Source organism: Sphingomonas sp. URHD0057 (genome assembly GCF_000620665.1).
GTDB lineage: Bacteria > Pseudomonadota > Alphaproteobacteria > Sphingomonadales > Sphingomonadaceae > Sphingomicrobium.
The window spans coordinates 561,147-584,358 of sequence record NZ_KK211162.1 but is presented as its reverse complement, the minus strand read 5'-3'; the positions used below and the strand labels follow the sequence as shown (position 1 = coordinate 584,358).

18 protein-coding genes and 1 pseudogene are annotated in these 23,212 nt (G+C 64.6%); 2 read left to right on the top strand and 17 right to left on the bottom strand.

Annotated features, from left to right (window positions below; translation table 11 throughout):
• Positions 1-40: 40 nt before the first annotated feature.
• On the bottom strand, positions 41-748 hold the full coding sequence (locus N539_RS0111740) for a PilZ domain-containing protein (RefSeq protein ID WP_028970410.1): 708 nt from the start codon (positions 746-748) through the stop codon (positions 41-43).
• A 141-nt stretch (positions 749-889) separates the two neighbouring features.
• Here N539_RS0111740 and N539_RS17915 point away from each other — a divergent pair, with 141 nt between their 5' ends.
• Both N539_RS17915 and N539_RS16895 read left to right on the top strand, forming a co-directional pair.
• Entirely contained in the window at positions 890-1,279 is a 390-nt protein-coding gene (locus tag N539_RS17915) for a response regulator (protein WP_051531771.1), read from the top strand.
• Positions 1,276-2,130, top strand: a complete 855-nt coding sequence (locus N539_RS16895) for an EAL domain-containing protein (RefSeq protein WP_051531770.1) — start codon at positions 1,276-1,278, stop codon at positions 2,128-2,130. Before N539_RS17915 ends, N539_RS16895 begins: the two co-directional genes overlap by 4 nt.
• Here N539_RS16895 and amaB read toward each other — a convergent pair.
• The 16 genes and pseudogenes from amaB to N539_RS16875 all read right to left on the bottom strand — a co-directional run bounded on the left by amaB (position 2,089) and on the right by N539_RS16875 (position 23,212).
• Positions 2,089-3,552 carry an L-piperidine-6-carboxylate dehydrogenase gene (gene amaB / locus N539_RS0111730; RefSeq protein WP_051531769.1) on the bottom strand — a complete coding sequence of 488 codons (1,464 nt, stop codon included), beginning with the start codon at positions 3,550-3,552 and terminating at the stop codon, positions 2,089-2,091. The two genes, N539_RS16895 and amaB, sit on opposite strands and share 42 nt — an antisense overlap.
• Positions 3,549-4,703 (bottom strand): aminotransferase, encoded by a 1,155-nt coding sequence (locus N539_RS0111725; RefSeq protein ID WP_028970408.1) that lies wholly within the window; start codon positions 4,701-4,703, stop codon positions 3,549-3,551. Before N539_RS0111725 ends, amaB begins: the two co-directional genes overlap by 4 nt.
• A 55-nt stretch (positions 4,704-4,758) precedes the next feature.
• On the bottom strand, positions 4,759-5,169 hold the full coding sequence (locus tag N539_RS0111720; RefSeq protein WP_028970407.1) for a hypothetical protein: 411 nt from the start codon (positions 5,167-5,169) through the stop codon (positions 4,759-4,761).
• Positions 5,170-5,237: 68 nt separating this feature from the next.
• Positions 5,238-7,715, bottom strand: a complete 2,478-nt coding sequence (locus N539_RS16890; protein ID WP_037552766.1) for a glycoside hydrolase family 3 protein — start codon at positions 7,713-7,715, stop codon at positions 5,238-5,240.
• 71 nt (positions 7,716-7,786) lie between these two features.
• Positions 7,787-8,323: an MFS transporter gene (locus N539_RS19050; RefSeq protein WP_231463104.1), complete on the bottom strand. Its 537-nt coding sequence runs from the start codon at positions 8,321-8,323 to the stop codon at positions 7,787-7,789.
• A gap of 222 nt (positions 8,324-8,545) precedes the next feature.
• Positions 8,546-9,055, bottom strand: a pseudogene (locus N539_RS19045) (MFS transporter); the annotation flags it as partial.
• Entirely contained in the window at positions 8,950-10,044 is a 1,095-nt protein-coding gene (locus tag N539_RS0111705; RefSeq protein ID WP_051531863.1) for a LacI family DNA-binding transcriptional regulator, read from the bottom strand. The pseudogene N539_RS19045 and the gene N539_RS0111705, both read right to left, overlap by 106 nt.
• Before the next feature lie 5 nt (positions 10,045-10,049).
• A complete protein-coding gene (locus N539_RS0111700) occupies positions 10,050-11,549 on the bottom strand; it encodes a tryptophan halogenase family protein (RefSeq protein WP_028970404.1) in 1,500 nt (499 codons plus the stop codon).
• Positions 11,546-12,574, bottom strand: a complete 1,029-nt coding sequence (locus N539_RS0111695; protein WP_037552765.1) for a cupin-like domain-containing protein — start codon at positions 12,572-12,574, stop codon at positions 11,546-11,548. Before N539_RS0111695 ends, N539_RS0111700 begins: the two co-directional genes overlap by 4 nt.
• A complete protein-coding gene (locus N539_RS0111690; protein ID WP_028970402.1) occupies positions 12,567-13,286 on the bottom strand; it encodes a SapC family protein in 720 nt (239 codons plus the stop codon). The genes N539_RS0111695 and N539_RS0111690 overlap by 8 nt, the downstream gene beginning before the upstream one ends.
• A complete protein-coding gene (locus N539_RS0111685) occupies positions 13,283-14,827 on the bottom strand; it encodes a tryptophan halogenase family protein (protein WP_028970401.1) in 1,545 nt (514 codons plus the stop codon). The genes N539_RS0111690 and N539_RS0111685 overlap by 4 nt, the downstream gene beginning before the upstream one ends.
• A gap of 110 nt (positions 14,828-14,937) precedes the next feature.
• On the bottom strand, positions 14,938-18,198 hold the full coding sequence (locus N539_RS16885; RefSeq protein WP_231463046.1) for a TonB-dependent receptor: 3,261 nt from the start codon (positions 18,196-18,198) through the stop codon (positions 14,938-14,940).
• Between the two features lie 257 nt (positions 18,199-18,455).
• Positions 18,456-20,171, bottom strand: a complete 1,716-nt coding sequence (locus N539_RS0111675; RefSeq protein WP_037552764.1) for an N-acyl-D-amino-acid deacylase family protein — start codon at positions 20,169-20,171, stop codon at positions 18,456-18,458.
• Between the two features lie 10 nt (positions 20,172-20,181).
• The gene (locus N539_RS17910) at positions 20,182-21,222 is read right to left on the bottom strand and encodes a hypothetical protein (protein ID WP_051531768.1); all 1,041 of its coding nucleotides are present in this window, start codon (positions 21,220-21,222) and stop codon (positions 20,182-20,184) included.
• On the bottom strand, positions 21,219-22,235 hold the full coding sequence (locus N539_RS0111665) for a YVTN family beta-propeller repeat protein (protein WP_028970399.1): 1,017 nt from the start codon (positions 22,233-22,235) through the stop codon (positions 21,219-21,221). The genes N539_RS17910 and N539_RS0111665 overlap by 4 nt, the downstream gene beginning before the upstream one ends.
• On the bottom strand, positions 22,232-23,212 hold the full coding sequence (locus tag N539_RS16875; protein ID WP_051531767.1) for a YncE family protein: 981 nt from the start codon (positions 23,210-23,212) through the stop codon (positions 22,232-22,234). The genes N539_RS0111665 and N539_RS16875 overlap by 4 nt, the downstream gene beginning before the upstream one ends.

Below are 23,212 nucleotides of genomic sequence, written 5' to 3'. Positions count from 1 at the left end.
CATTGCGCTCCTATAAGAGGAACGGCTGAAATAGGTGGCCTCAGTGGCTTTGGTAAGACGCCTTCAGGCTGGCAAGCTCGAGCCTTTTGCCGACCCACTCGGCGAGCTCGTCGAACTCGAGCGGCTTGTCGAACACTATGCCGGCGCGGCGATCGGAGTACCAGCGCACCTCACCCTTGATCGGGCGGAGGCTTTCGACCACCACCACCACCATCTTGCCGACGCAATATTCCTCGATCGGCTCGACCTTCATCCCGCCCAGCGAAATGTCGTGAACGTCGACACTGTAATAGAGCTTGCCGACCTTGACCGAGGCGCGGCAGCGGATCTCGAGGCGCGGCGGCCGCAAGCGGAAGCCATGCCGCGGCTTGCGGCCGGCCAGCAGCTCGCCAAGGTCGAGATTGTGGTCGAACTTCAGGCCGACCAGGTCGTCCCGAGTCCACACCGCCCGCGCTGGGATCGTTTCCGATGACAGTTCGAGGCCGACCATGTCACCCACCGACGGAGGCGAAGCGACAAACGCCATCAGCCCGCCAGCCGAAAGGTTTTTGATGCGAATGAGCTGCTGCTCGCCTGACGCCGTGGTCATCTTGCCGACCCGCAGCATCGCGGAAACGCGCTCTTCGCCACGGCGCTCGGCCGGCCGCGGCACCGCGGTCGACAGCGAAACCGTCGTCGATTCGAACGCGCCGTCGTTGACGTCAGCGTTCGAACTGGCCGATTTCCTGCGGATCAGCGAAGCAAACATGGTTCTGCGTCTCCAAGCGCGCACGAACGCACCGCGCCAAAATGGGACTTTAGGGACACTAGGGTTAAAAGTGCGTTTCCAGCGTTGACCCGAAGGCGAATTGAGGCGCACTCCGCGTTGCGAGGGATAGAGGGAGCGCGAATGACGCAGCCGCGGTTGCTGCTGATCGATGACGAGCCGGCGCTGGCGCAGTTCCTCGCGACCGCTGCCGAGGACAGCGGCTTTGAGCCCCGGATCACCTCGCGCGACCAGGACTTTCGCAGGGAGTTCCTTGAGGACCGTCCGGACATGGTCGCGCTCGACCTTGGAATGCCCGGGATGGACGGGGTCGAGCTGCTGCGCTTTCTCGCTGAGCACAATTACACCGCACCCGTGCTGATCGTCAGCGGGTTCGACCGCCGCGTGCTCGAATCCGCTTTTCGCCTCGGGGAAGCGCTCGGCCTCAACATGGTCGGACCGCTCGAAAAGCCGGTGCGGCTGGAAGAGCTCGAGATTGTCCTGGGGCAGCTTCGCGCGACGATGGTGCCGTGACCAAGACGTCCGACAAGGCGATCGTCGCGGAATTGTCGCGCGCAGTGGAAAACCAGCAGCTGCGGCTGGTCTACCAGCCCAAGGTTTCGCTGCGGGATGGCGGCCTAATGCGCGTCGAGGCGCTGATGCGCTGGGACGATCCGCAGCTCGGCACGGTGGAACCATCGCACTTCATTCCGCTCGCCGAGCAGCACGGGCTCATCGATGACCTGACATTATGGGGACTGCGAACCATCCTCCGGCAGTGGGTCGATTGGCGCGACGACGGGCTCGACACCAGCATCGCCTTCAACATCTCCGCGCTCAGCCTGCAGCATCTCGACTTTCCGGATCTGGTCGAGCGGATGTGCCGCGGGCTCGACGTGCCCACCGATCGCCTCGTGCTCGAGCTGACCGAGGGCGCGACCCAACCGCTGGTCAAGCTGATGGACACGCTAACGCGCTTTCGGATCAAGGGCATCGGCCTCGCCATCGACGATTTCGGCACCGGCTATTCCTCGCTGATGCAGCTCCGCCAGCTGCCCTTCTCCGAGGTCAAGATCGACCAGGCCTTCGTCGCCGACGTTCACCGCTCGCGCGACTGCCGGCTGATCATCCGCGGCATCACCGATCTCGCCCACGGCCTAGGCCTCATCGCCACGGCGGAAGGCGTCGAGACCGTCGAGCAGCTGCGCGCCGTGCAGGAGCTCGGCTGCGATCTCGTGCAGGGCTATCTGGTCGCGCCGCCGATGGACCCGGACCAGCTCAAGCCGTGGAAGCAGGAATTCCGTCGCCGCTGGCCCGCGCTGATGGCCGACGACAATTTGGCGCTATGGAGCGATGTCGAAGCGGATGCCCTGGGCCAGAGGTAAATCGGCGCCGTAATTCACCGTATTGGTCTGGCGGCGCATGTAGGCTTTCCAGCTGTCCGAGCCGCTTTCGCGCCCGCCTCCGGTCTCCTTCTCGCCGCCGAACGCTCCGCCGATCTCGGCGCCGGACGGCCCGATATTGACGTTGGCGATGCCGCAATCGGAGCCAGTTGCCGAAACGAAGCGCTCCGCTTCGCGCACGTCGTTGGTGAAGATCGACGACGACAGGCCCTGCGGAACCGCATTGTTCAGCGCGACCGCCTCGTCGAAGTCGCGATAGCGCAGCACATAGAGGATCGGCGCGAAGGTTTCCTGCAGCATCGGTCCGTCCTGCGCCTCGACCTCAACAATCGCCGGGCGGACGTAAAAGCCGCCGGGCACGCCATCGACGCGCTCGGCCTTGTCGCTGAGCACCTGGCTCATGCCATCGAACGCAGCTTGATCGATCAGCGGCCCGATGAGCGTTTCGGACGAGCGCGGGTCGCCGATTTTCACCTGCGCAAAAAACTGGCGAAGGCGCGTCACCAGTGCCTCCGCGACGCTCTCGTGGACGATCAGCCGTCGCAATGTGGTGCAGCGCTGACCCGCCGTCCCGGCGGCCGAAAACAGGATCGCGCGCGCGGCGAGCTCGAGGTCGGCGCTGGGACAGACGATCATGCAATTGTTGCCGCCAAGCTCGAGCAGCGCGCGGCCGAAGCGCTGCGCGACGCGCGGCCCGACCGCCCGCCCCATCGCGGTCGATCCGGTCGCGGAGACCAGCGCGATCCGCGGATTATCGACCAGCGCCTCGCCGACATCGCGCTCGCCCTGGACCAGCTGCACGAGGCCATCCGGGGCGCCGCCGAACCTGCTTAAAGCGCGGCCCATCAGCACCATCACTGCCTCCGCGCAGAGCGGGGTCTTCTCGCTCGGCTTCCAGATCACTGGGTCGCCGCACACCAATGCAAGCGCCGCATTCCATGCCCACACCGCGACCGGGAAGTTGAACGCGCTGATTACCAGCACCGGCCCGAGCGGGTGCCATTGCTCCATCATCCGGTGGTTGGGCCGCTCGCTGGCGATGGTGAGGCCGTAGAGCTGGCGCGACAGGCCGACCGCGAAGTCGCAGATGTCGATCATCTCCTGGACCTCGCCGAGGCTTTCGGCGTGGATCTTTCCTGCTTCCAGCGTGATGATCCGCGCGAGGGGTTCCTTGGCCGAACGCAGCTCATCGCCGAGCAGCCGCACCAGCTCCCCGCGGCGCGGCGCCGGAACCACGCGCCACTCGAGGAATGCCCCGGAAGCGAGCCCGCAGGCGCGATTGGCGTCGCCAACCGCAACCCGGCCGATCTCGGCTCCGTCGATCGGCGACCGGCTGACGAGATCGCCGGAGCTGGCGATGCCGAACTGCGCGAGCAAGTCGGCGGCTTCCTCGGCCGGGCTCATGCCAGCAGCTCCTTCGCGCGGGCCATGGCCGCGACACCGGCATCGATCGTCTCGTCCTTCTTGCCGAAGCACAGGCGCACGAGATGACGCGGCGGTTTGTCCTCCGCGAAGGCGGATAGCGCGACGACCGCAACGCCTGCCTTTTCAACCGCTTCCGCGGCGAAGCTCTCATCGTCCAGGTCGATTCCCGAGGCCTTGAGGTCGACGCACAGGAAGTAGGTCGAGGCCGCGTCGAGAACGGTGAAGCCGGCGCCGCGCAGACCGTTTGTCATCTTGTCGCGGGCGCGGGCGAAGCGCTGCTTCATCGGCTCGATCCACGCATCGCCTTCGTCCAGCCCGAACTCGACGGCGGCTTGCAAGTTCGGCGCGGTGCAGAAGGTCAGAAACTGGTGCGCTCGGGCGACGACGTTGGCGAGCTCGGGAGGAGCGACCATCCACCCAACCTTCCACCCGGTCAGCGAGAAGATTTTGCCCGCCGAGCCGATCTTGATCGTCCGCTCGGCCATGCCCGGCAGCGACGACAGCGGCGTGAAGCGTTGGCCATCCAACACAATATGCTCCCACACCTCGTCGCTGATGACGATGAGGTCGTGGTCTCGTGCGACCGAGGCAATCGCCTCGAGTTCCGCACTGTCGAACAGCCGTCCGGTCGGATTTTGCGGGTTGTTGAAGATGATGGCGCGGGTCTTGTCCGTCACTGCGCGCTCAAGTGCGTCCCGCTCGATCCGCCAGGCCGGCGGCTGGAGCGCCACTTCGCGCGGCACCGCGCCGCCGCGGCGGATCATCGGCGCATAACTGTCGTAGGCCGGGGTCAGGATGATGACCTCATCGCCGGGCTTGATGGTCGCCAGGATCGCCGCGCCGAGAGCCTCGGTCGCGCCGCTGGTCACGCAGACGTGATCCCCCACCAGATTTCCGCCGTAATGGCGATTGTAGTGCGCAGCGACCGCTTCGCGCAGCGGCATGATCCCGCGCGACGGCGCGTATTGGTTCGAACCTTCCTTAACCGCCTTCGCCGCGGCCTCGAGGATCTCGTCAGGCCAGCCGAAATCGGGGAAGCCCTGTCCGAGATTGACCGCGCCGAACCGCGTGGCCAGGCTCGACATGCGCTCGAAGACGCTGACGTTCATCTGTTCGTAAAGCGGGTTCATGAGCGCGCCCATAGCGTGGAGATGCGCTCGCCGCGAGGGAGGAGCGCCGTGGCGGCTAGCGCTCGTTGTCCCAGATCATGTGGACGATGCGCCAGCCGCGCCCGGCGTCGTTGAACAACTGGATCGAATTGATCCCGCGCCGTTCCGCATCGTCGTCATCGGGGGAGCGCCGGGCTTCATAACCGCTCCATACGTGGGCGATGTTCCCGAAGCGGTCGATGCGCCGGCTGGTCTCGACCTCGTAGAATGGATTGTCGGCGAAGAAGGGCGTGGTGTTCTGACGATATTCGTCGAGGTTCATGCTGAGCTTCTGCGGGCGGCCTTGTTCGTCGACCCAGGTCCGAACCTGCAACGCTTCGGGCAGGAAACAATTGTCCTGGCGCGACCAGTCTCGCGTCCCCGCCGGGCCGGAGATCATCGCGTACATCTCGTCGACCACCGCGCCGATTGCCTCTTCGTCCGTCATCACACCCCCGCTCTTCGTTTGATAGGGGAGCTAAACTTGAACAGGTCGGATGACAAGAATCGGCTTGATCAATGCGTGACGGGCGGACAGGCGAGCGGTTCGCCGACCGCTTCGACCCGCGCCGACTGGAGCACGAGCGCGAGGCCGGCCGAACCCTCGATCCGCAGCGGATTGGCGACGCTGGCGAATTTGGCGCCGGCGTCGGCAAAGCAGCGCAGCGGGATCTTCACGGTGAAAGGAACGCCGGCTTTCTGAGCCTTCAACAGGTCAGTCGCATCGAGCGGGGTATTGTCGACTGCGATCCGAACCGGGCCGCTGCCCATCGCATCAATACGTCCGTCAAGCCTGATCGCGAAGGCATTGTTGAGCTGCCGCGCGAAATCCGCACCTTGACCAACGATGCTGATCGAGGCGGGGCCCGCCCACGAGAATCGTCGGGCGTTCTCCTGCGCGCCGAGGTCGATTGGTTCCATCGACAGAGCGCCGCCGAGCGATTGCGCTTTACTGTCCGAAACGGTTCGGCCTCCTGCGGAATCCGCGAGATTAAGCGCCCATGGTCCAGCCGCCCGACCGTTGGCGAACAGGTTATTGACGTCGATCGCCGCGGCAAGATTCATCTTCGGATCGTCGGACAGGGTGCCGACATGCCTTGGATGCGCGTAGCTTAGACCGTAGCCAACCTTGAACAGGGGTTCGGTCACCGGCGAGCGAGCATCTGCCGGCCAGGCGAACGGAAGTGATCCGGTGAAATCGCGCATCGCCTTGCCGGCGGCGCCCTCCACAAGAACGTCCGCAATGCCATTGGCCTGCGTGCCCGGCAGCCAAGCGGCGACGAACGCCTCCGAGCTATTGATTTCGCGCGACACGAACAGCGGGCGTCCCGACAGGAACACCGACACAACGGGAACGCCGGCGGCTTTTAGCTTCTTGAGAAGATCGAGATCCTGATCGTTGCCCGGATGATAGGCCAAAGTCGGGGTGTCGCCGAGAAATTCGGCATAGGGCTTCTCCCCAAATACGACGATCGCGACGTCGGGCTTGTTCGCGAAGCTGCCATCGGTCGACAAAGATGTCTTGCCGCCTGTCCTGGCCACCGCGTTTCGAATCGCAGAATACACTGTCTGCCCGTTGACGAAGTCCTTGCTCGTGACATCATCGCCTTGCCAGCTGACCGTCCAGCCACCGGTCTGCATTGCAATATTGTCTGCGCCCGGGCCCGTGACGAGGACGTTGGCACCACGCTTGATCGGCAACACGGAACCTTCATTCTTGAGCAGCACCAGCGACTTGGCAACCGCTTCGCGCGAGATCGCTAGATGATCCGACCGTCCGTTCTGCGAGGGATCGAAGCGAGTTACGGCACGGCCGCCGAGCAGCCCCAATTTCACCTTGACCCGAAGAATTCGGCGAACCGCGTCATCGAGGCGAGTCATCGGAATCTGACCGGCCCGGGTTTCCCGAAGCAGGCTTTCGTACAGCCCCTTCCAGCTGTCCGGCGCCATGTACATATCGAGGCCCGCGAGCAGGGACTGTGGACAATCGGTGACCGTGCAGCCGGCAATCTGACCGTGAGCGTTCCAGTCGCCCACGACCACGCCTTCGAACCCCATGCGATTCTTGAGGACACCGGTCAGGAGGCTTTCGTTGCCGACGTGCTTGGTCCCGTTCCAGCCAGAGAAGCTGACCATCACGGTCAGAGCTCCGGCGTCGATCGCGGGCGGGTAACCGGCCGAGTGGAGGGCAATCAGCTTGTCTTCGGAAATCTTGGCGTCGCCCTGATCATGACCCTCATCGGTGCCCCCGTCGGCAATGAAGTGTTTGGCACTCGCCGCGACATGGCGCGGATCAACCGGAACGCCCGGGCGCAACGGTCCCTGAAGTCCCAGCACCATTTGCCGCGCGTAGTCCGCGACCAGTTTGGGGTCGGACGAATAGCCTTCATAGCTTCGCCCCCAACGCAGATCCTGCGGGACCGCCAAGGTCGGCGCAAATGTCCATTCGATCCCGGTGCCCGCGACCTCGGCCGCGGTGATCTCGCCAATGCGACGGATCAGCGCTGGGTCGTGGGTGGCTCCCAATCCAATGTTGTGCGGGAATATCGTCGCATTAGGCAGATTGCTGTTCCCATGAACTGCATCGAACCCGAACAGGATCGGAATGCCGACCCCATTGGCCGCCGGCTTCGCCGACGCGGCGCGAAAGCTTTCGATCAGCTGGTGCCATTGCGCCGCAGTCGCGCGTTCATTGCCGTGCGGGCCGCTGTTGCCCCCGGCGAGGATCGACCCAAGCGGATATCGGGCAAGATCGGCGGGCGTGATGGTGCTGATATCGCCCTGCACCACTTGGCCAACCTTTTGCTCGAGCGTCATCTTCGCGAGCAAGTCGGTAATTCGTTTCTCGGTTGCAGAGTCGGTAATGGTCGCCGGGCTGTGCGCGGCGGGCCATCGTGCCGGGTGCGCAATCGCGCTTGGCACCGGCTGTGCCGGACTTGCCGCAGTCCACGCCAGCAGCGCCGCCAACAGCAGCGCAGGCCGTCCGCCGTTCATCGCTGTCCCCTCACCCGCTTGTGAACGTTATCAAAGAGAGGAATCGCACGGGAATGCCGCGAAAGCAAGGCTCAGTCCAACCGCTTCAGCGTGAACAGCAGCGCCGCGGCGGCCGCCGCGAGAACGGCGAGCACCACGAACAGGCCGGCAAAACCCCGCGCGGGCACGATCGCGATCGTCAGCCACGGCATGATCAGCGAGGGGACGGTGTTGGTGAGGTTGAAGATGCCGAGATCGCGGCCGCGGTGCCGAGGGTCGGGCAATACGCGCAGCGTCAGGCCGCTGTGGAGCGACAGGAAGACCGTCGTCGCCAGCCCGAACAGGACATAAGCAGCCACAGCCTGGTTGACGTTGGCGGCGGCAGACATCGCCACGAGCCCCGTCGCCGAGGCGCAGGCGCAAATCGCCAGCGGTCGTGCCGGACGAGCGCTGAGATCCGCGCGCCGGCCGACCAGGATGGCGATCGGCAGCGCGGCCACGAGCACCGCGCCGAACAGCCGGGCGATGCTGCTTTCATCGACCCCTGGATCGAGCGTCCGGAAGTAGATCAGCAGATAAGCGAACAGCGCCGCTTCGGCGATCTGCACGAGCAACCGCGCCAGCCACATCCGCGCCGCGAAGCGCCGCGGCGGCCCCTGCTCCCGGTCGCGGGGCGGTTCCGGCGCCCTCCCGACGAGCAAGATCACCGGCGTGACGCATGCTGCGACCATCGCCGCGACCAGCCACAGCCGCTGGTTGGCGTTGGCGAGGCCAGGCACGGTCGCGATCACGCCCGACAAAGCACCGAGCGCCGGTGACAGGGCCATCAAACCGCCGAGGAATCCGGTCTTGTGCCGCGGCACCCGGTCGGCCGCCCAGGCGGAGAGCGGGCCGAGCATCATGTTGAGCGCCAGCTGCCAACAGACGACCAAGGCGATGATCGACACCGGCTCGCGGCCGAGCGGTACCAGGACCAGCAAGGTCAGGCTGATGAGCAGCCCGGCGGCAACCCACGGCCGGCGATCCGAGCTGCGGTCGCTGAGCCATCCAAACAGGATGTTGCCGACGCTCGCCGCAACCGCGCCGAAGAAGGTGATCAGGCCGAGCACCCGGACACTGTCGGCGCCCGCGATTCCAACCACCCGAAGCGGCAGGAGGATGGTCAGGAACGGGACGTAAGCGACCGACCCTCCCGCCCAGGCCAGCGCAAACAACCACAGGAATCGCGAACCCGTTTCCGGCCGCGGGTCGGCTCTCACCGCGGAGATGGGTTGGGCGCTGGCCCCGTCGACTGCCGCCGCACCAGCGCCGCCGGGATCACCACCGGCTGGTCGGGCAGATCGGTGCCGCGCTGGGCATCGATGATCAGCTCGACGGCGCGCGAAGCGGTTGCGGCGATCGGCTGGTCGATCGCGGTCAGGGTGGGGACGGCGAAATGCACGATCGGCGTGTCATCGAAGCTGATGATCGAAAGATCGGCCGGCACCGACAGCCCCTGTTCGCGCGCGACATCCAGCGCCGCCAGGGCCATCTGGTCGTTGCTCGCGATGATCGCAGTGACCGGGTCACGGAGGCCCAGCAAATGGCGCGCCGCTCGCTCGCCTGAAGCGAAGCTGAAATCGCCTTCCGCCAGCAGGTCGCGGATATTGAGCCCGGCGGCGGCCATCGCCGCCTTCCAGCCGTCGACGCGCCACTGGCTCAGCGAATATTCGCCGGAGCCGCTGACAAAGCCGATGCGCCTGTGGCCAAGCTCGATCAAATGCTCGGTCGCGAGGCGGGCCGCGCGCTCGTCGTCCATCGTCATCCGGATGCCCGGTCCCGCAGCGATCGAGCCGATCCGCGCAAACGGGATGTGCTGGTCGTCGAGCAGCCGCGTAATCAATGGATTGTCCGAGTGCGGCGGCGTCAAGATCACGCCGTCGGGCTGAAGCGCGGCGATCGTCGCCCGAAGCTCGCGCTCGACATGGTCGTTATGCGTATCGACGAGCTCGATCATCATCCGGTAGCCGAGCTCGGCGCACTTCAGCATTCCGCCGAGCAGCATCTGGTCGACCCAGTCGACGCCCTGGCGCGAGCTCCAGTCGGCGATGGTGCGGTCGCGGTCGTTGAGCGCCAGGATCAAATAGGATCGCGAGCCGCTCATCCGCTGCGCCGCGATCGACGGCACGTAGCCGAGCTTGTCGATCGACGACTGCACCCGCGTCTTCATTTCGGGGCTGACGTTGGCGCCGTCGTTGATCACCCGGCTGACCGTCTGCAGCGATACCCCTGCATCGGCCGCCACATGCTTGATGGTCACCGCCTGGCGGCGGCGGCCGCGCGGCCGGGCGCCGGGATTATCGTCCGCCATGGCCGTTACGCCGCGCTTGCGCTCGCCGCGCCGCAATAGCGGGCAACATAGGCCGGATGGTCGGGCAGTCCGGCGACGGTCTGCGCGACATTGTCGCGAATGGTCGACAACAGCTTGGTCATCTCGACATCGCTAAGCTTGGTTGCGATCGGATGATAGGACCTGGGCATGATCCCCTGCCCCATCATCACCTGCACCCAACTGTTCTCGGCGAACAATTCTTCGTTGCGGCGGAACACCCGGCCGGTTTCGCGGAACAGCTCGATTTTCTGCGTCAGGCTGTCGGGGACCTCCATCTCTGCGCAATAGCGCCAGAACTCGCTGTCGCGCCGGTCGGTGGCTTTATAATGAAGGATCAGGAAGTCGCGGATTTGCAGATAGTCCTGAAGCATCTGATCGTTGAACTCCAATATGTCGCGCTCGCTGACCTCGGCGAGCGGAAGCATTCGGATGAGGCGCAGAACGGCGCGCTGGATCAAGTGGATGCTGGTCGATTCCAGCGGTTCCATGAACCCGCTCGACAGACCGACCGCGACGCAATTCTTGACCCACTGCCGCGGTCGGACGCCAGCCTTGAATCGGAGCACGTTGGGCTGGGTCAGCGTGTCGCCTTCAATCTCGCCGAGCAGCCGCTCGAGCGCGGCGTCCTTGTCCATGTAACGGCTGCAAAAGACGATCCCGTTGCCGGTCCGGTGTTGCAGCGGGATCCGCCAGCGCCAGCCCGAATCGTGAGCGATCGCCAGCGTGTAGGGGGGCGCCGGACGAACCGAGCGAGTCTGGATCGCAATCGCGCTGTCGTTGGGAAGCCAATGAGTCCAATCCTCGAACTGCGAGCCGAGCGTGCCGTCGATCAGCAGCGCCCGGAAGCCGGTGCAATCGATGAACAGGTCACCTTCGATGCGCTGTCCGGATTCGAGCTTTAGCGCCGCGATGTCTCCGCTCGTCGGCTCCAGCTCCACTTCGGCGATCTTGCCCTCGATCCGCTTCGTGCCCTCACCTTCCGCCATCGCGCGCAGGAACTTCGCATAGAGCGTCGAATCGAGCTGATAGGCGTAGTTCATGCGGTCGTCGGGCAAATGCGCGAACTTGCCGGCGTAAGCTGCGGAAAGCTCCAGGCAATAATCGTCATAGGGCTCGTCGTGGCCGCGCTCGAGCCCGTTCAGCCAGAAATGCTGGAAGCCCGCGCTCCAATGATCCTTCCCGGTCGACCCGAAGCTGTGGAAGTAGCGATGGCCGATCTCCTTCCAATTTTCGAACCCGATGCCGAGTTTGAACGTCGCCTGGGTGGCGCGCATGAAATCGGCTTCATTGATGCCGAGCAGCCGATTGTAGGTGACGAGCGGCGGGATCGTGCTTTCGCCGACGCCGATGGTCCCGATCAGGTCGGATTCGATCAGCGTCAGCTCGACCGCATGCCCAAGCGTTTTGGCGATCGCGGCGGCCGTCATCCACCCGGCGGTGCCGCCGCCCGCGATCACGATGCGCTTCAGCGGCCAATCGGTCACCGCGACAGGCTTCTCAACAGATTGGCCCGGATCCGCCCGGCCTGCTCGGCATCGAGCGGGGCCAGAATGCCGCGCGCTTTTTCCGGAATATGGGCAGCCGCCGCCGCGGGATCGCCGAACACGTAATAGTCAAACATCTGCCCCCACAATTTCTTCTCATCCTCGGGTAAGTCGCGGATCGCAAGCAAGGCATGGTTGAGCGCGTCCTGCGGCTGGGCGAGGAAGCGCGGCGTGTCGCGCCACCAATAATTGACCAGCACGTTGAACGAGGCGAGCGCTTCGACGTGGTGCCACCACATCGATGGGATGAAGATCGCGTCGCCGGGCTCGAGTTCGGCAGCCTGCGCCGTTTTCAGAGCCTCGCGAAAGCATGGGAAAGCGTCGAAATCGGGCTTGCGCAGGTCGACCATGCTGACCGGCCTACCCGCCGGGGTGAAGTCGACCGGTCCGACGTAGAGATTCGGGAATTGGTCGGGCGGAAACAATGTGAAACGCCGCCGGCCGACCGCGCAACAGGCGAGGTTGTTCGGAAAGTCATTGTGCGCGGCGACCCGGGTTTGCGTTCCGATCCAGATACTCTCGATCGGCTGACGGTCGCCGAGGTCAAGATGGTTCGCCTCGTGGAGACCGTCGAAATACCCTTCGACGTCGATTGAGGAGAGATAGATCGCCGGGGCGTCGCGCTTGCCCTCATTGGCGTCGATCCCGGCGAAAATCTCGGCCAGCGCGGCACGCCCTGTGCGGAAGTTCATGCCCATCGCTTCGTCGTAGAATAAGCGGTCGCCGCTGCCCGGTTCGCCAATGTTCACGGTGAATGCACGGTCGCGTTGGTGGCCGAGCAGATAAGCGCGGGCCGCCGCCGCGCTCTCCAATCCCGCTTTGACCAAGGGCCAGTCGGCGATGAGGCCACGCACTACGAACGGCGCGTCGGCTTGCTTGAGGCGCGCATCGATCTCGTCAGGCGGCACGCGTTCTTCCGCGACGTGCCGCAGTGGTTCGGCCGTGGACGCCGCCGCGTCAGCCATCGCCGAGCCTGCGGTTCTTCCGCTCGACCAGCGCGGCGAGATTGGACAGCGACGCCAGCGCCATGAAGATCGGCATCAGATAATCGGCCGAATGAAGCTCGGCGAGCGCGCCGGGCTCGAGCGCGCGAAGTTTCTCCTCGTCGATCAGATGATAGCCGACCAGACGGTGGCTCGAGCCGTCGCGCAGCTCGACGTCGAACGAGAATGGCTCGAGCAATTCGTAGCGTTCGAGCGCGGCAAAGAAATCGGCGCTCGACCGATATCCCTGATCGAGCTGATCAAGTCCCGTGATGATGCTTTCGAGATAGGGTGTCGGGCGTCCATCTTCGTCGAATGGGCGAAGCCCCTCCTCGTCGGCGCCGGCGATACGCTTATGCTCGAGGTCCACGTGAACTTCGGATGCGCCTTCGTCCTGCGCCCGACCGATCAGAAACGGCTGGATCGAGAGCGCCAGCGGACGGTAGCGGGCATCCCAGCGGCCGTCATTCAGGAACAGATTCTCGCCATTCTCGAAGCCGAACAGCGCCAGCGCCGAAAAGTGCCCGCTGTCGAGATCGCGGCGGAACAGGATCGGAAATTCGTTCTGCACCCGGCGGAACTCGCTCGGCACCGTGATGCACGCCATGACTGCGTCGCCGAGCTCGGCCGCGGCGCCGCCGCGGATGCGAAGGTCGCGGTGGGCGCGGCTGTCGAGAACAACGTGGCTACTCATCCCTGGATGGCTTTCTCCGGACTTGCGGCGGCCCGCGCCGCGGCGTTCAGCAGTGCGCGGTTGGGCGGAAGCGCGGTTAGCAGCCCGCGCGCCCGCTGGCGAACTTGCTCGAACTGGCGGCGCATTGCCGCGCCGACCTCCGGAAGCGCGCCTGGAACGGCGCCGCCCATCCCGTAATAGACATATTGGTAGCTCGCCGCCGGGAAGATCTCATTGGCGAGCGGCAGATCGTAAGCCGACGGCGGCTGGTCGCGCCACAGCAGGATCAGATCGGCGAGGCGCGGCGGAACGGTCTCCGGATCGCGCTGTGCGCGCCAGTAAGGCTCGTCGCGCCGGCTCAGCAGATAATGCAGCTTCAGGAACTCGACGACGCGGTCCCAGCGGGTGCGGAACAGCTCGTTGAAGCGCGCGGCGTGGATCGGCATCGTCTCCTGCCTCGCCGGGAAATTGTCGACCAGCGCGTTCATCGACAGCTCGATCATCACGATCGCGGAAGCTTCGAGCGGCTCGATGAAACCGGCGCTGAGCCCGATGGCCACGCAATTGCCGCGCCAGAATTCCGCGCGATGGCCGGTCGGGAAGGACAACGCGCGCGGGTTCAGCGCCTGCGCCGCTTCTTCGCTGACCGCACCCGCGACATAATCGCGCAGGATTTCGTGCGCCCGCTCGTCGTCGAGGAAGCGCGAGGAATAGACGCAGCCGATCCCGCGCCGCGTCGGCAGCCCGATGTCCCACAGCCAGCCGGCTTCGTGCGCCGTGCCGATGGTCTGCGATTCGATCGGCGAATCTTCTGCGACCGGTACCTGCGCGGCGAGCGCGCGGTCGTTGGCCAGGATCGCTCCGCGATCGATCCACTCGACACCGAAATGCTTGCCGATCAACAGCGCGGCATGGCCCGAGCAATCGATGAACAAGTCGCCCTCGATCCGCTCGCCGCCGCGGGTCCGGACCGCCTCGATGAACCCATCCGCCCGGGCATCGACGTCGACCACTTCATCGCGAAGGTGGGTGACCGCCAATTGCTCGACGGCGTGCCGCGACAGCCGCGCGGCCAGCTTCGCCGCGTCGAGGTGGTAGGCGTAGTTCAACGCCCCGGCGTAAGGCGGCATCGTCCGTTGGCGCGGCGCCAGCCGGGCCTGGCAGATCGCCGGTTGCGACGAGACCGCAAAAGCGAACGGAGCTCCCGGCGCGAGCTCGCGCCACGCGCTGACCAGGTCGAGCGCGTCACCGTCGGCCGGCGGCGTGAACGGGTGGTAGTAAAAGTCATCCTCGTCGCCCGTCACCCAGCGATCGAACCGCGAGCCTTGCTTGAACGCGGCATCGCACGACGCGAGCACGTCATCCTCGTCGAGGCCGATACCGGAAAGCGTCGCGCGCATCGTCGGCCAAGTCCCTTCGCCAACGCCGATGGTCGGGATGTTGGGCGCTTCGATGAGCGTGATCGACAGGGCTCCGGAGGCACCCTTCCCGGCCTTGGCGGCGAGCAGGCAAGCCGAGAGCCAACCGGCCGTGCCGCCGCCCACGATGACGACGCGAGTCATCGGTAAACCTCCGGGCTGTCCGACATCCTAGAGCTCTCGTCCCTTCCCTTGCCAGAGTGCTTACGAAAGGGAGGCAAACACCCTGGCATGGGAGAGACGAAAGTTAAACCTCAGCCCCCGCGTTCTGGAGCCGGCGGCGGCGGTGGCGGTGGCGGCGGTGGTGCCGGGCAGGCGTCCGCCGCCAGGATCACCGAACCGTCCGGGCACGTCTGGGTCGCCGGAGGCGCAGGCGGTGGCGGTGGAGGCAGTGGCGGAGGCGGAGGCGGCGGGGGCATCGGCGGTGGGCCGCCGCCAAAGGCAAAGCGAACGCCCGCCGAGTATCGCGCGAAGCCCGGCGACACGAACGTCACATTGTTGACGTGCCGCATATGCGCCCGGCGCTTCGATTCCGTCAGATTGATGCCTTCGACGAACGCCGTAACGCCCTTCATGAACTCGTAGCTCGCGCTTCCGTCGAGCTGACCGTAAGCCTCCGTGTAGGTTGGGTTGCGGCCGAGGCCGCTATCGCTGAGGAACTTGTCGCGCCAGTTGTAAGCGAGGCGCGCCTGGATCCCGCCCTTGTCGTAGAAGACCACGGCGTTGGCACTGTCGCTTAGGCCCGCGAGCGCGAACTGGAATACGCTCGCCGGCAAGGCGTTGTTAAATTTCGCGCTGCCGTTGACGATCGTATAGTTCAGGATTGCGCCGAACCCGGTGTTCCAGAAGCTGTGCTGGACGTTGAACTCCCAGCCGTCGATCTTCGCCTTCTGGTCCGAGTTGGTTGGCGTCACGACCTGGAAATTCAGCAGCGGGTCTTCGGGTAAGCTCTGGATCAAGGTCTGCGTACCCGAGATGATCACCGTGCTTGGATAATGCAGTGCGATATACGCCCGGATGTCTTCCGGAGTGACAGCCCCCGCTGCAATCGCTGCATTGTAGCGGGGTCCGCCAACCGGCGTGTGCAGGTCGAATGCCGTCTGATCGACGCGCGTGTTGGAGATGTAATTCGACACATCCTTGTGGAAGTAGCCGACCGACAGGTAGCTCAAAGCACCGTAGTACCACTCGGCCGATAGATCGATGTTCTTCGATTTGTACGGCAGAAGATTTGGGTTGCCCTGATTGCCGTCGCCGCCACCTACGCGGAAAAGATTGCCAAGCGTTAGGCCGCCTTGCATGCTCTGATAGTCGGAGCGGGTAATCGTGTGGCTGTAGGAAGCGCGAAGCTTGACGTTGTGGATCGGTTCCACGTCGAAATCCACCGCCGGCAGCCATTCGTGGTATTCGCCTTTGAGAGTCGTGAAGGTGCTGTCGGGGCCAGGGATCAGATTGAATTCATTGGCGGCTACCCATTGCGTCCCGATCGGAACCGGGACCAACGCTGAAGAATTAATTTTTGTTCGCTCATAGCGAACACCGGCACGCAGATGGGACGGACGTTGGAACAGGTCGAATACCATGTTCGCCTGCAGATAAGGCGCTAGCGTCTTCTCCGTGATCCGGCGATCGGTGGAAAATTGCGCCAGACATCCGTCGCCAGTCGGCTTTCCCGTCAGCGGATGCGTACAGGTGCCATAAAGGCCGTTGATCAGGCCAACCATGCGTTCGAAATCGAAGCTGTAGAAGGACTGGATCATCGCCGGGTCATTATGGCCTGACAGACCCGGGAATTTGTCCGGCAACGTCTGCAGCGTGAAGATATCGTCGGGAATATCCGACGCCGGGCCGGCCCCGCCCCACGTATCGTTCTGAAGAACGCCGAACGCGGAACGGATCTTGCTGTCGACGTACGACACACCGAAATCGACGCTGTCGAGGAATGAGCCGTCGAAGTCCCAATTGCCCTTGAGCTGGCCCTGGTCGATGCGGTCCTTGAAGTAAGCGGTCCGGAACGCGTTTCCGGTTGGGGTAATATTGGCCGGGTCGAGCTCGTCGACTCCGGGCGCCATCGTCACGTTGATGATCGGTAGGTCGTTCTCATAATTGATGTTCTGGTTCGCGATGCCGAACACGGCATTGCCGACGGACATGTTTGATCCGAACTTGTTGGTCGGTTTCGATTCCGCGGTTGAATGGTGGGCATCGAGCTCCAGGTGAAGCCGGTTGAAACCATCCCACGCGAGGTTGCCGCCTAGCGATTTGTTGACGGTGCGATTGGCCGTCAGCGACCCGCTGTACGACAAGTCCTTGCCGATGTTGCAGGCGTTTGGCGTCGGGGGCGATGGCGCCGTGCAGCCCGGATCAGGCGGCGCGAAATTTTCCGAATAGATGATCGGTCCGGCGACCGGACCGTCGGTCCATTCGCTGGAGACGTCGCCGAAGTTGAACCACACGCCGACGTTGCTGTTGCGGATTTCGACCTTGTTCTGGGAATAAGTGTAGTCGAGCGTGCCGGTGAGATTATCCAATGGCCGGAATTGGAGGACCGCCTGGCCGTTGATGCGCCGGCGGTCGATGTCGTTGAGGTCGTAGGACGCGTTCTGCTGGACTTGATAGACGTCGGTCGGCCCAGGCCGATTTACCTGCTGATCATTGTTTGGCAGCGAGCCCCAGTTGTTCTCCGACCCGAGATAGCCGTCGCGCCAACCGACATTGGCCTGGTTCGTGCTCGATTTCCGCCGCTGGTAGGATCCGGTCACCAAGATGCCGACGCGGTTGTCGGCGAAGGTGTCGCTGAAGATCCCGGAAAATTCCGGAGTGATATCGTTGTGGCCGTTCTGCGACGTGTCAAGGACGGCTCTTGCGGAGAGGCTACCGCGCATGCCCGGACGGTCGAGCGGACGCGGAGTCAGAATGTTGATCGTCGATCCGATGCCGCCGGTCGGCAGTGTCACTCGGCCCGATTTGTAGACTTCGACTGCGGCAATGCCCTCCGAAGCGAGGTTACCGAAGTCGAAAGCGCGCGAATTGGGCGCCTCGGCACCGTTATTGCTGAGCGATGACGTCGGCATTTCGCGGCCGTTGAGCAGGACGAGGTTATATTCGGGACCGAAGCCGCGAACCGTGACGAACGACCCTTCGCCGTTCGAGCGGTCGATCGAGACGCCGGTGATGCGCTGCAGCGACTCGGCGAGGTTGGTGTCGGGGAACTTGCCCATCTCCTCGGCCGAGATGGCGTCGACGACGCCCTGCGCGTTGCGCTTGATGTCCTGCGACTGCCGTAGCGAGGCGCGGATGCCGGTGATGACGATGTCGTTGCCGGTGACCCCTGGCGGCGCGTCCGCGGTGGTCGTGTTGGCAGTCGTTGGCCGTTGCTCTTCGGTCTGCTGAGCCTGGTCGACCGGCGGCGCGGGCGGACCGGCCGTTTGCGCCTGTGCCAAACCCGGAACGAAGGCGACGACCGAGCCGCCGACCATCAAACGATACAGTGCGCGCTTATGCAAAGCAGCCATGCCGCCGTCTCTCCCCATTGTCGGCGGTCGCGTCTCTTGGCGGACGCTTACCCCCATGTGCATGCTGCGATGTGAACGTTCACTTTGTCAAGCCATGAGTTAAATTCTAACGTGCCTTTTCGGCCACGGCTCTCAACGGCCGTGGCTCAACCTGCTGATTAAAATAGCTTCTCGTGAAAGCGCGGACCGGGCGTCAAGCCAAGCCCTGTCGAGCCGTTACCCGAGGAGCGCGGGCGCTGGTTTCCCTGATCGATACGTCACCTGCATGCGCCGCCATTGGGCCAGCCCGTCCAGCCGGGTCCGCGAACGAACCGCCCAGGCTTCGCTCCCGTGTGCTTGCCGTTCTTCACGACCTGGATGCCGTTGACGAACACGTCCCCCACTCCGGTCGCCAGCCGCTGCGGCTCAACGAAGGTCGCATGATCCTGGACCTTGGCCGGATCGAACACGACGACGTCGGCATGATAGCCGGGCTTGAGCCAGCCGCGCTGCTTTAGCGCCAGATTGGTCGCGGGAAGCGCGGTCAGTCGGCGGATTGCGTCGGGCAAAGCAACGGCCTTTTCGTCGCGCACATATTTGCCGAGCAGCCGGACGAAATTGCCATAGGAACGCGGATGCGTGCTCGACTTCAGGAACACGCCTTCGGGCGCGCGTGACTCGCCGTCCGAACCGAAGCTCATCCACGGTAAGCCGACTTCGCGACGGACGTTGGCTTCGCTCATCTCGAAATAGACGACCTCGATCCGGGTGCCGTCCTCGACGATCAGGTCGGCGGCGACTTCCTCGGGCTTCTCGCCGCGCTGGCGCGCGACCTCGCCCAGGGTCTTGCCGGTCAGCGGCTTCAGCTTGTCGGTCTTGAACCCGATCAGCAGCACCTTTTCGGGGTCGCTGGTCACCAGCTCGGCGGTGTCGTCGGCATCCGGTCGATGCATCTCGGCGAAAGCGCGCTGCCGCAGAGCGGGATCCTTGAGGCGCTTGATCCATGCCTCGACTCCGCCATCCTGCATCCACAAGGGAAATGCGGCGTCGAGGCCGGTCGCGCTTGCCGGGTAAGTATACATGTCGGCGGTGATGCGGAGCCCGGCGGCGCGGGCCTGGTCGACGCGGGCGATCGCGGCATCGAGCTTGCCCCAGTTCTTCGTGCCAGCCTGCTTGAAATGATAAATCTCGGCCGGAGCGACCGACTTCCGGGAGATTTGCACCAGCTCGTCGATCGCTTCGAGGAGCTTGTTGCCCTCGTCCCGGATATGGCTGATGTACATGCCGCCGCATTTCGCGGTCTCGCTGGCGAGCGCGGTGAGCTCGGGAGTCTCGGCAAAGCTGGCCGGGGCGTAGATCAGCGACGAGCCGACCCCGAGAGCGCCCTCCTTCATCGCCTGGCGGACCAGCGCGCGCATGCGCCTGAGCTGCTCCGGCGTCGGATCGACGTCCTTCTCGCCGAGCTCGTGCTCGCGCACCGTCGTCGCGCCGACGAACGAGGCAACGTTGGGTGTGACACCCTTGTGCTCGAGATATTCGAGATACTGGCCGAGCGTCGTCCAGCGGATTGGATATTTGATGTCGGTCTGGCGCGTCACCGCGAGCCGCTTCATCGCGGGATTCCACGGCCCCATCGAATCACCCTCGCCCATCACCTCGAGAGTCACGCCCTGAAGCGTCTCGCTCATTCCGCGACCGTCGGCGATCAGGTCCTCGTTCGCCCAGCTCAGCATGTTGATGAAGCCGGGCGACACCGCCTTGCCACTGGCGTTGAGGATGTGCGCGGCGCGTCCGGGCGCGTGCGGTCCGACATAGACGATCTTGTCGCCTTTCACCGCAACGTCACCAACAAAAGCCGGTTGACCGCCGCCGTCGTAGATGGTGCCGCCGCGGATCAGCACGGAATAATCCGACCCGGCCGCCCGGCTTGCGGGTGCCGCCGAGGTCAGCGCGACCACAAACGGCACCAACGCGACCGCCGCAGCTTTTTGCATATGCGTTTCCTTAGCGTTTCACGCGGCCGTGGCTCTGCTTGAGCAAATCGTCGAGCTGCGCGGAAAAATCGAACCCGTGGACGGCTTTGAGGATGATTGCCCGGCGGCGCAATTCCGTCTGATAGGCCGGGTCGCGGTAGATCGCCGGGTCGGGATCCACATCGGTAAGCGGCCCCAGATTGAGAAAGCCGTCAACCAGCTGGTCCGCGGGCGGCCAGTCGACCTCGTCGAGCGGGCGTTCGACGGCGCGATCGCCCTCCTTCATCGCCACCGTGTCGTCATGCGGCATCAGATCGCGCAATGGGCGCTGTCTGCCGCGAAGCAAGGCCAAGCTCGGGGCGGCCGGCAGAAGACCCTTCGCCGGATGGTCGACGTCGGGCAGAAAGACGAACGACGCGAGCGACCCCGGATGATGCTGTTCGATGATCATCGCCATGCGTGGCTTCTCCGTGCTTCCCGCCGGCAGCGCTTTCCACAGATGCGTGTCGCCGAAGATGAGCAATGCGCGCTGACCCTTGGCGAGCACCTCGCGCTCGATCAGTTGCGCGGCGAATTCGTCGCGGACGCGGTACGGACGGTAGTCGGCGGCGGTGTGGACATTGCCCCAATCGATCGGCGGATCAGCCAGCAGCACGCGAAGCGGGTGGGGACAGAGCTTGCGGCGATTGAGATCGCGGACCGTGTCGAACAGATTTTCGTAAAGCGGCGAATCCCACACCAGCCACTGGCCGGTGTCGCGCCAGATGCGCCTTTTCTCGGCAAGTGGCACCCGCGTCCCCAAGACATAACGGTCGGCAATCGACTGAAGCGCGGAATTGCCAAATTCGACCGCGACCGCGTCGATCTTGCACGATATGCGCGGATCGCTGAGCAGGGCCATTTGCAGCTGATGCGCTTGCTTCTGGCGATGCGTGCCGTCGCCGATGCCGACCAGCGGCCGTGTTTCCAGTGCCATCGCGACCTTGGCGATGATCGGCTCGAACCGTGACGGCGCGGCGGCCACCGGCACGGCGGCCAACCAGAATATCAGTGCGGTGAAGAGGCGCCTCACTCGACCTCCCGGTCGACGATCGCGGTGTGCATGCGCTGCGGCAGGTCGCCGACGGCGATCCGTCCGACCTCGCGCAGCGCGGCCATGTCGATCACCGAGATGGTGTCGTCCTTGCGGTTGCTGACGTAGGCGAAGCGTTCGTCCCGGCTGAGCGCGATCCAGTTCGGCTCACGTCCGACCGGAATGTCGGCGAGCACCTTCATATCAGGGACCGCAAAGATCGCCACGTGCCCGGTCATCGAGCCGGCAGCGAGCAGCCGCTTGCCGTCCGCGGTCAGCGCGAGTCCGTGATCCACCGTATAGGGAAAAGACAGTGTCGTGCCGGGCGGCAACGGCGTCGGCATTTCGACTTTCCGGGCGATCCGGCCGCTCGCAGTATCGACTACGTAAAAGCCGCTCAAGTTGGAGGTCTGCACGTAGAGCGTTTTCTCGTCGGGTGAGACCGCGAACGGGCGCACGGGCCGGTCGAACTCATAGGTGCGAACGACTTCGCCTTTGGCCAGGTCGACGACCATGATTGCCTGGTTCCACATGTGTCCGACGTACAGCCGCTTGCCGTCGGGCGAGAGGCGCGTCGCGTGCGCGCCCATGCCGATGTCGACCGAACCGACGATCTTGCGCGCGGCGAGGTCGACGATCTTGAGCTCGGTCCCGTTGAAGATCGGCACGTAGAGAAGGCGTCCGTCGCGCGAGACGGTGATGTGGTTGGGAACGCCGCCGACGGGAACGGTGAACAGCACCTTCTCGGTCCGCGCGTCGAGCGCCACCACATCCTCGCTGTCGAGCCGGTTGACGAGCAGCATCGAGCCGTCGGGAGTGATCGCGACGTCGTCCGGATGATGGCCGATCTTCGAGGCCGGGATGGTGCCCACCAACTTGTTCTCGGGCACCGCGATCACCGACACGGTGCCGGCGGCGCTGTTCTCGACGTAAAGATATTCGTGCGGCTGCGCGAAAACCGGCGCGCTGCACAGGACCAGCAGCGCCTGAACGATCCGCCAGAAGATTCTCATCCCCCTCCTCCTGCGACGACGGCCAACCCGTCACCTCCGTCCCCGGCCTTCAACCTGCGCAAAACCGCGCCGCTTTTGAGGTCGACCTCTGCCACGGTGTTGCGCGCAGTTTCCGCCACGTAGAGGCGCTTGCCGTCGCTCGAAAACGCCAGCGTCACCTGCTGCGCCGCTTCGTTGCCGCTGATGCGCAGCTGCCGCAGCAGGCGGTGCGAACGCGCGTCGAACTCGCTCACGCTGCCCGCCCCGGTATCGGAGGTATACATGCGCCTACCGTCCGGCGCCGCAGCGACGCGGATCGGCATCCGTCCGGTCCTGAGGCTCGCCACGCGCCGCATCGTGCGTGCATCGTAGACCAGCACGCGGGCATTCTCAAAGTCGGCGACCCACAGTTCGCGCCCGCTTCGGGTTAATGCGATTCCCTCCGGCCATATGCCGGCGCGGACGTTGCGCAGGTCTACGCGACGCTTAAGGTCGAGCACCGAAACCGTGCCCGACTCCCGATTGGCGGTGTAAAGTCGCCGTTCGTTGGGCGAGACCGCGAGTAGGTGCGTGCCCTTCTGCCGGGTAGGAATGGTCGAAAGCGTGTCGCGCCCTATTGGGTCGATTACGGCGACCGCGTCGCTCGCCTGAGTCGTCACGACAATGCGGCCATTGCGCAGCCAGGCAATGCCGTGCGGTTCGGCGTTACGGCCGAGATCGATCGTCCGCAGCCGCGATCGCGACGCGATGTCGAGGATGTCGATGGTGTGGCCGCCGTAGGCGACAACCGCGACGCGATGCCCGTCGGGCGAGGCCGCAAGCTCGTGCGGCGTGCTCCCGGTCTTGGCCCGGCCAAGCTCCGCGGCCCTTGCCAGGTCGATGAAGCTGACCGTGTTCTCGCGCTTGTTCGCCACAAGGAGCAGGTCGCCGGCTTGCGCAGCGTTCGGCGCGAGGCCGAGAAGCGCCGCCGACAGAACGGAGAGTAAGCCTCGCCGCAT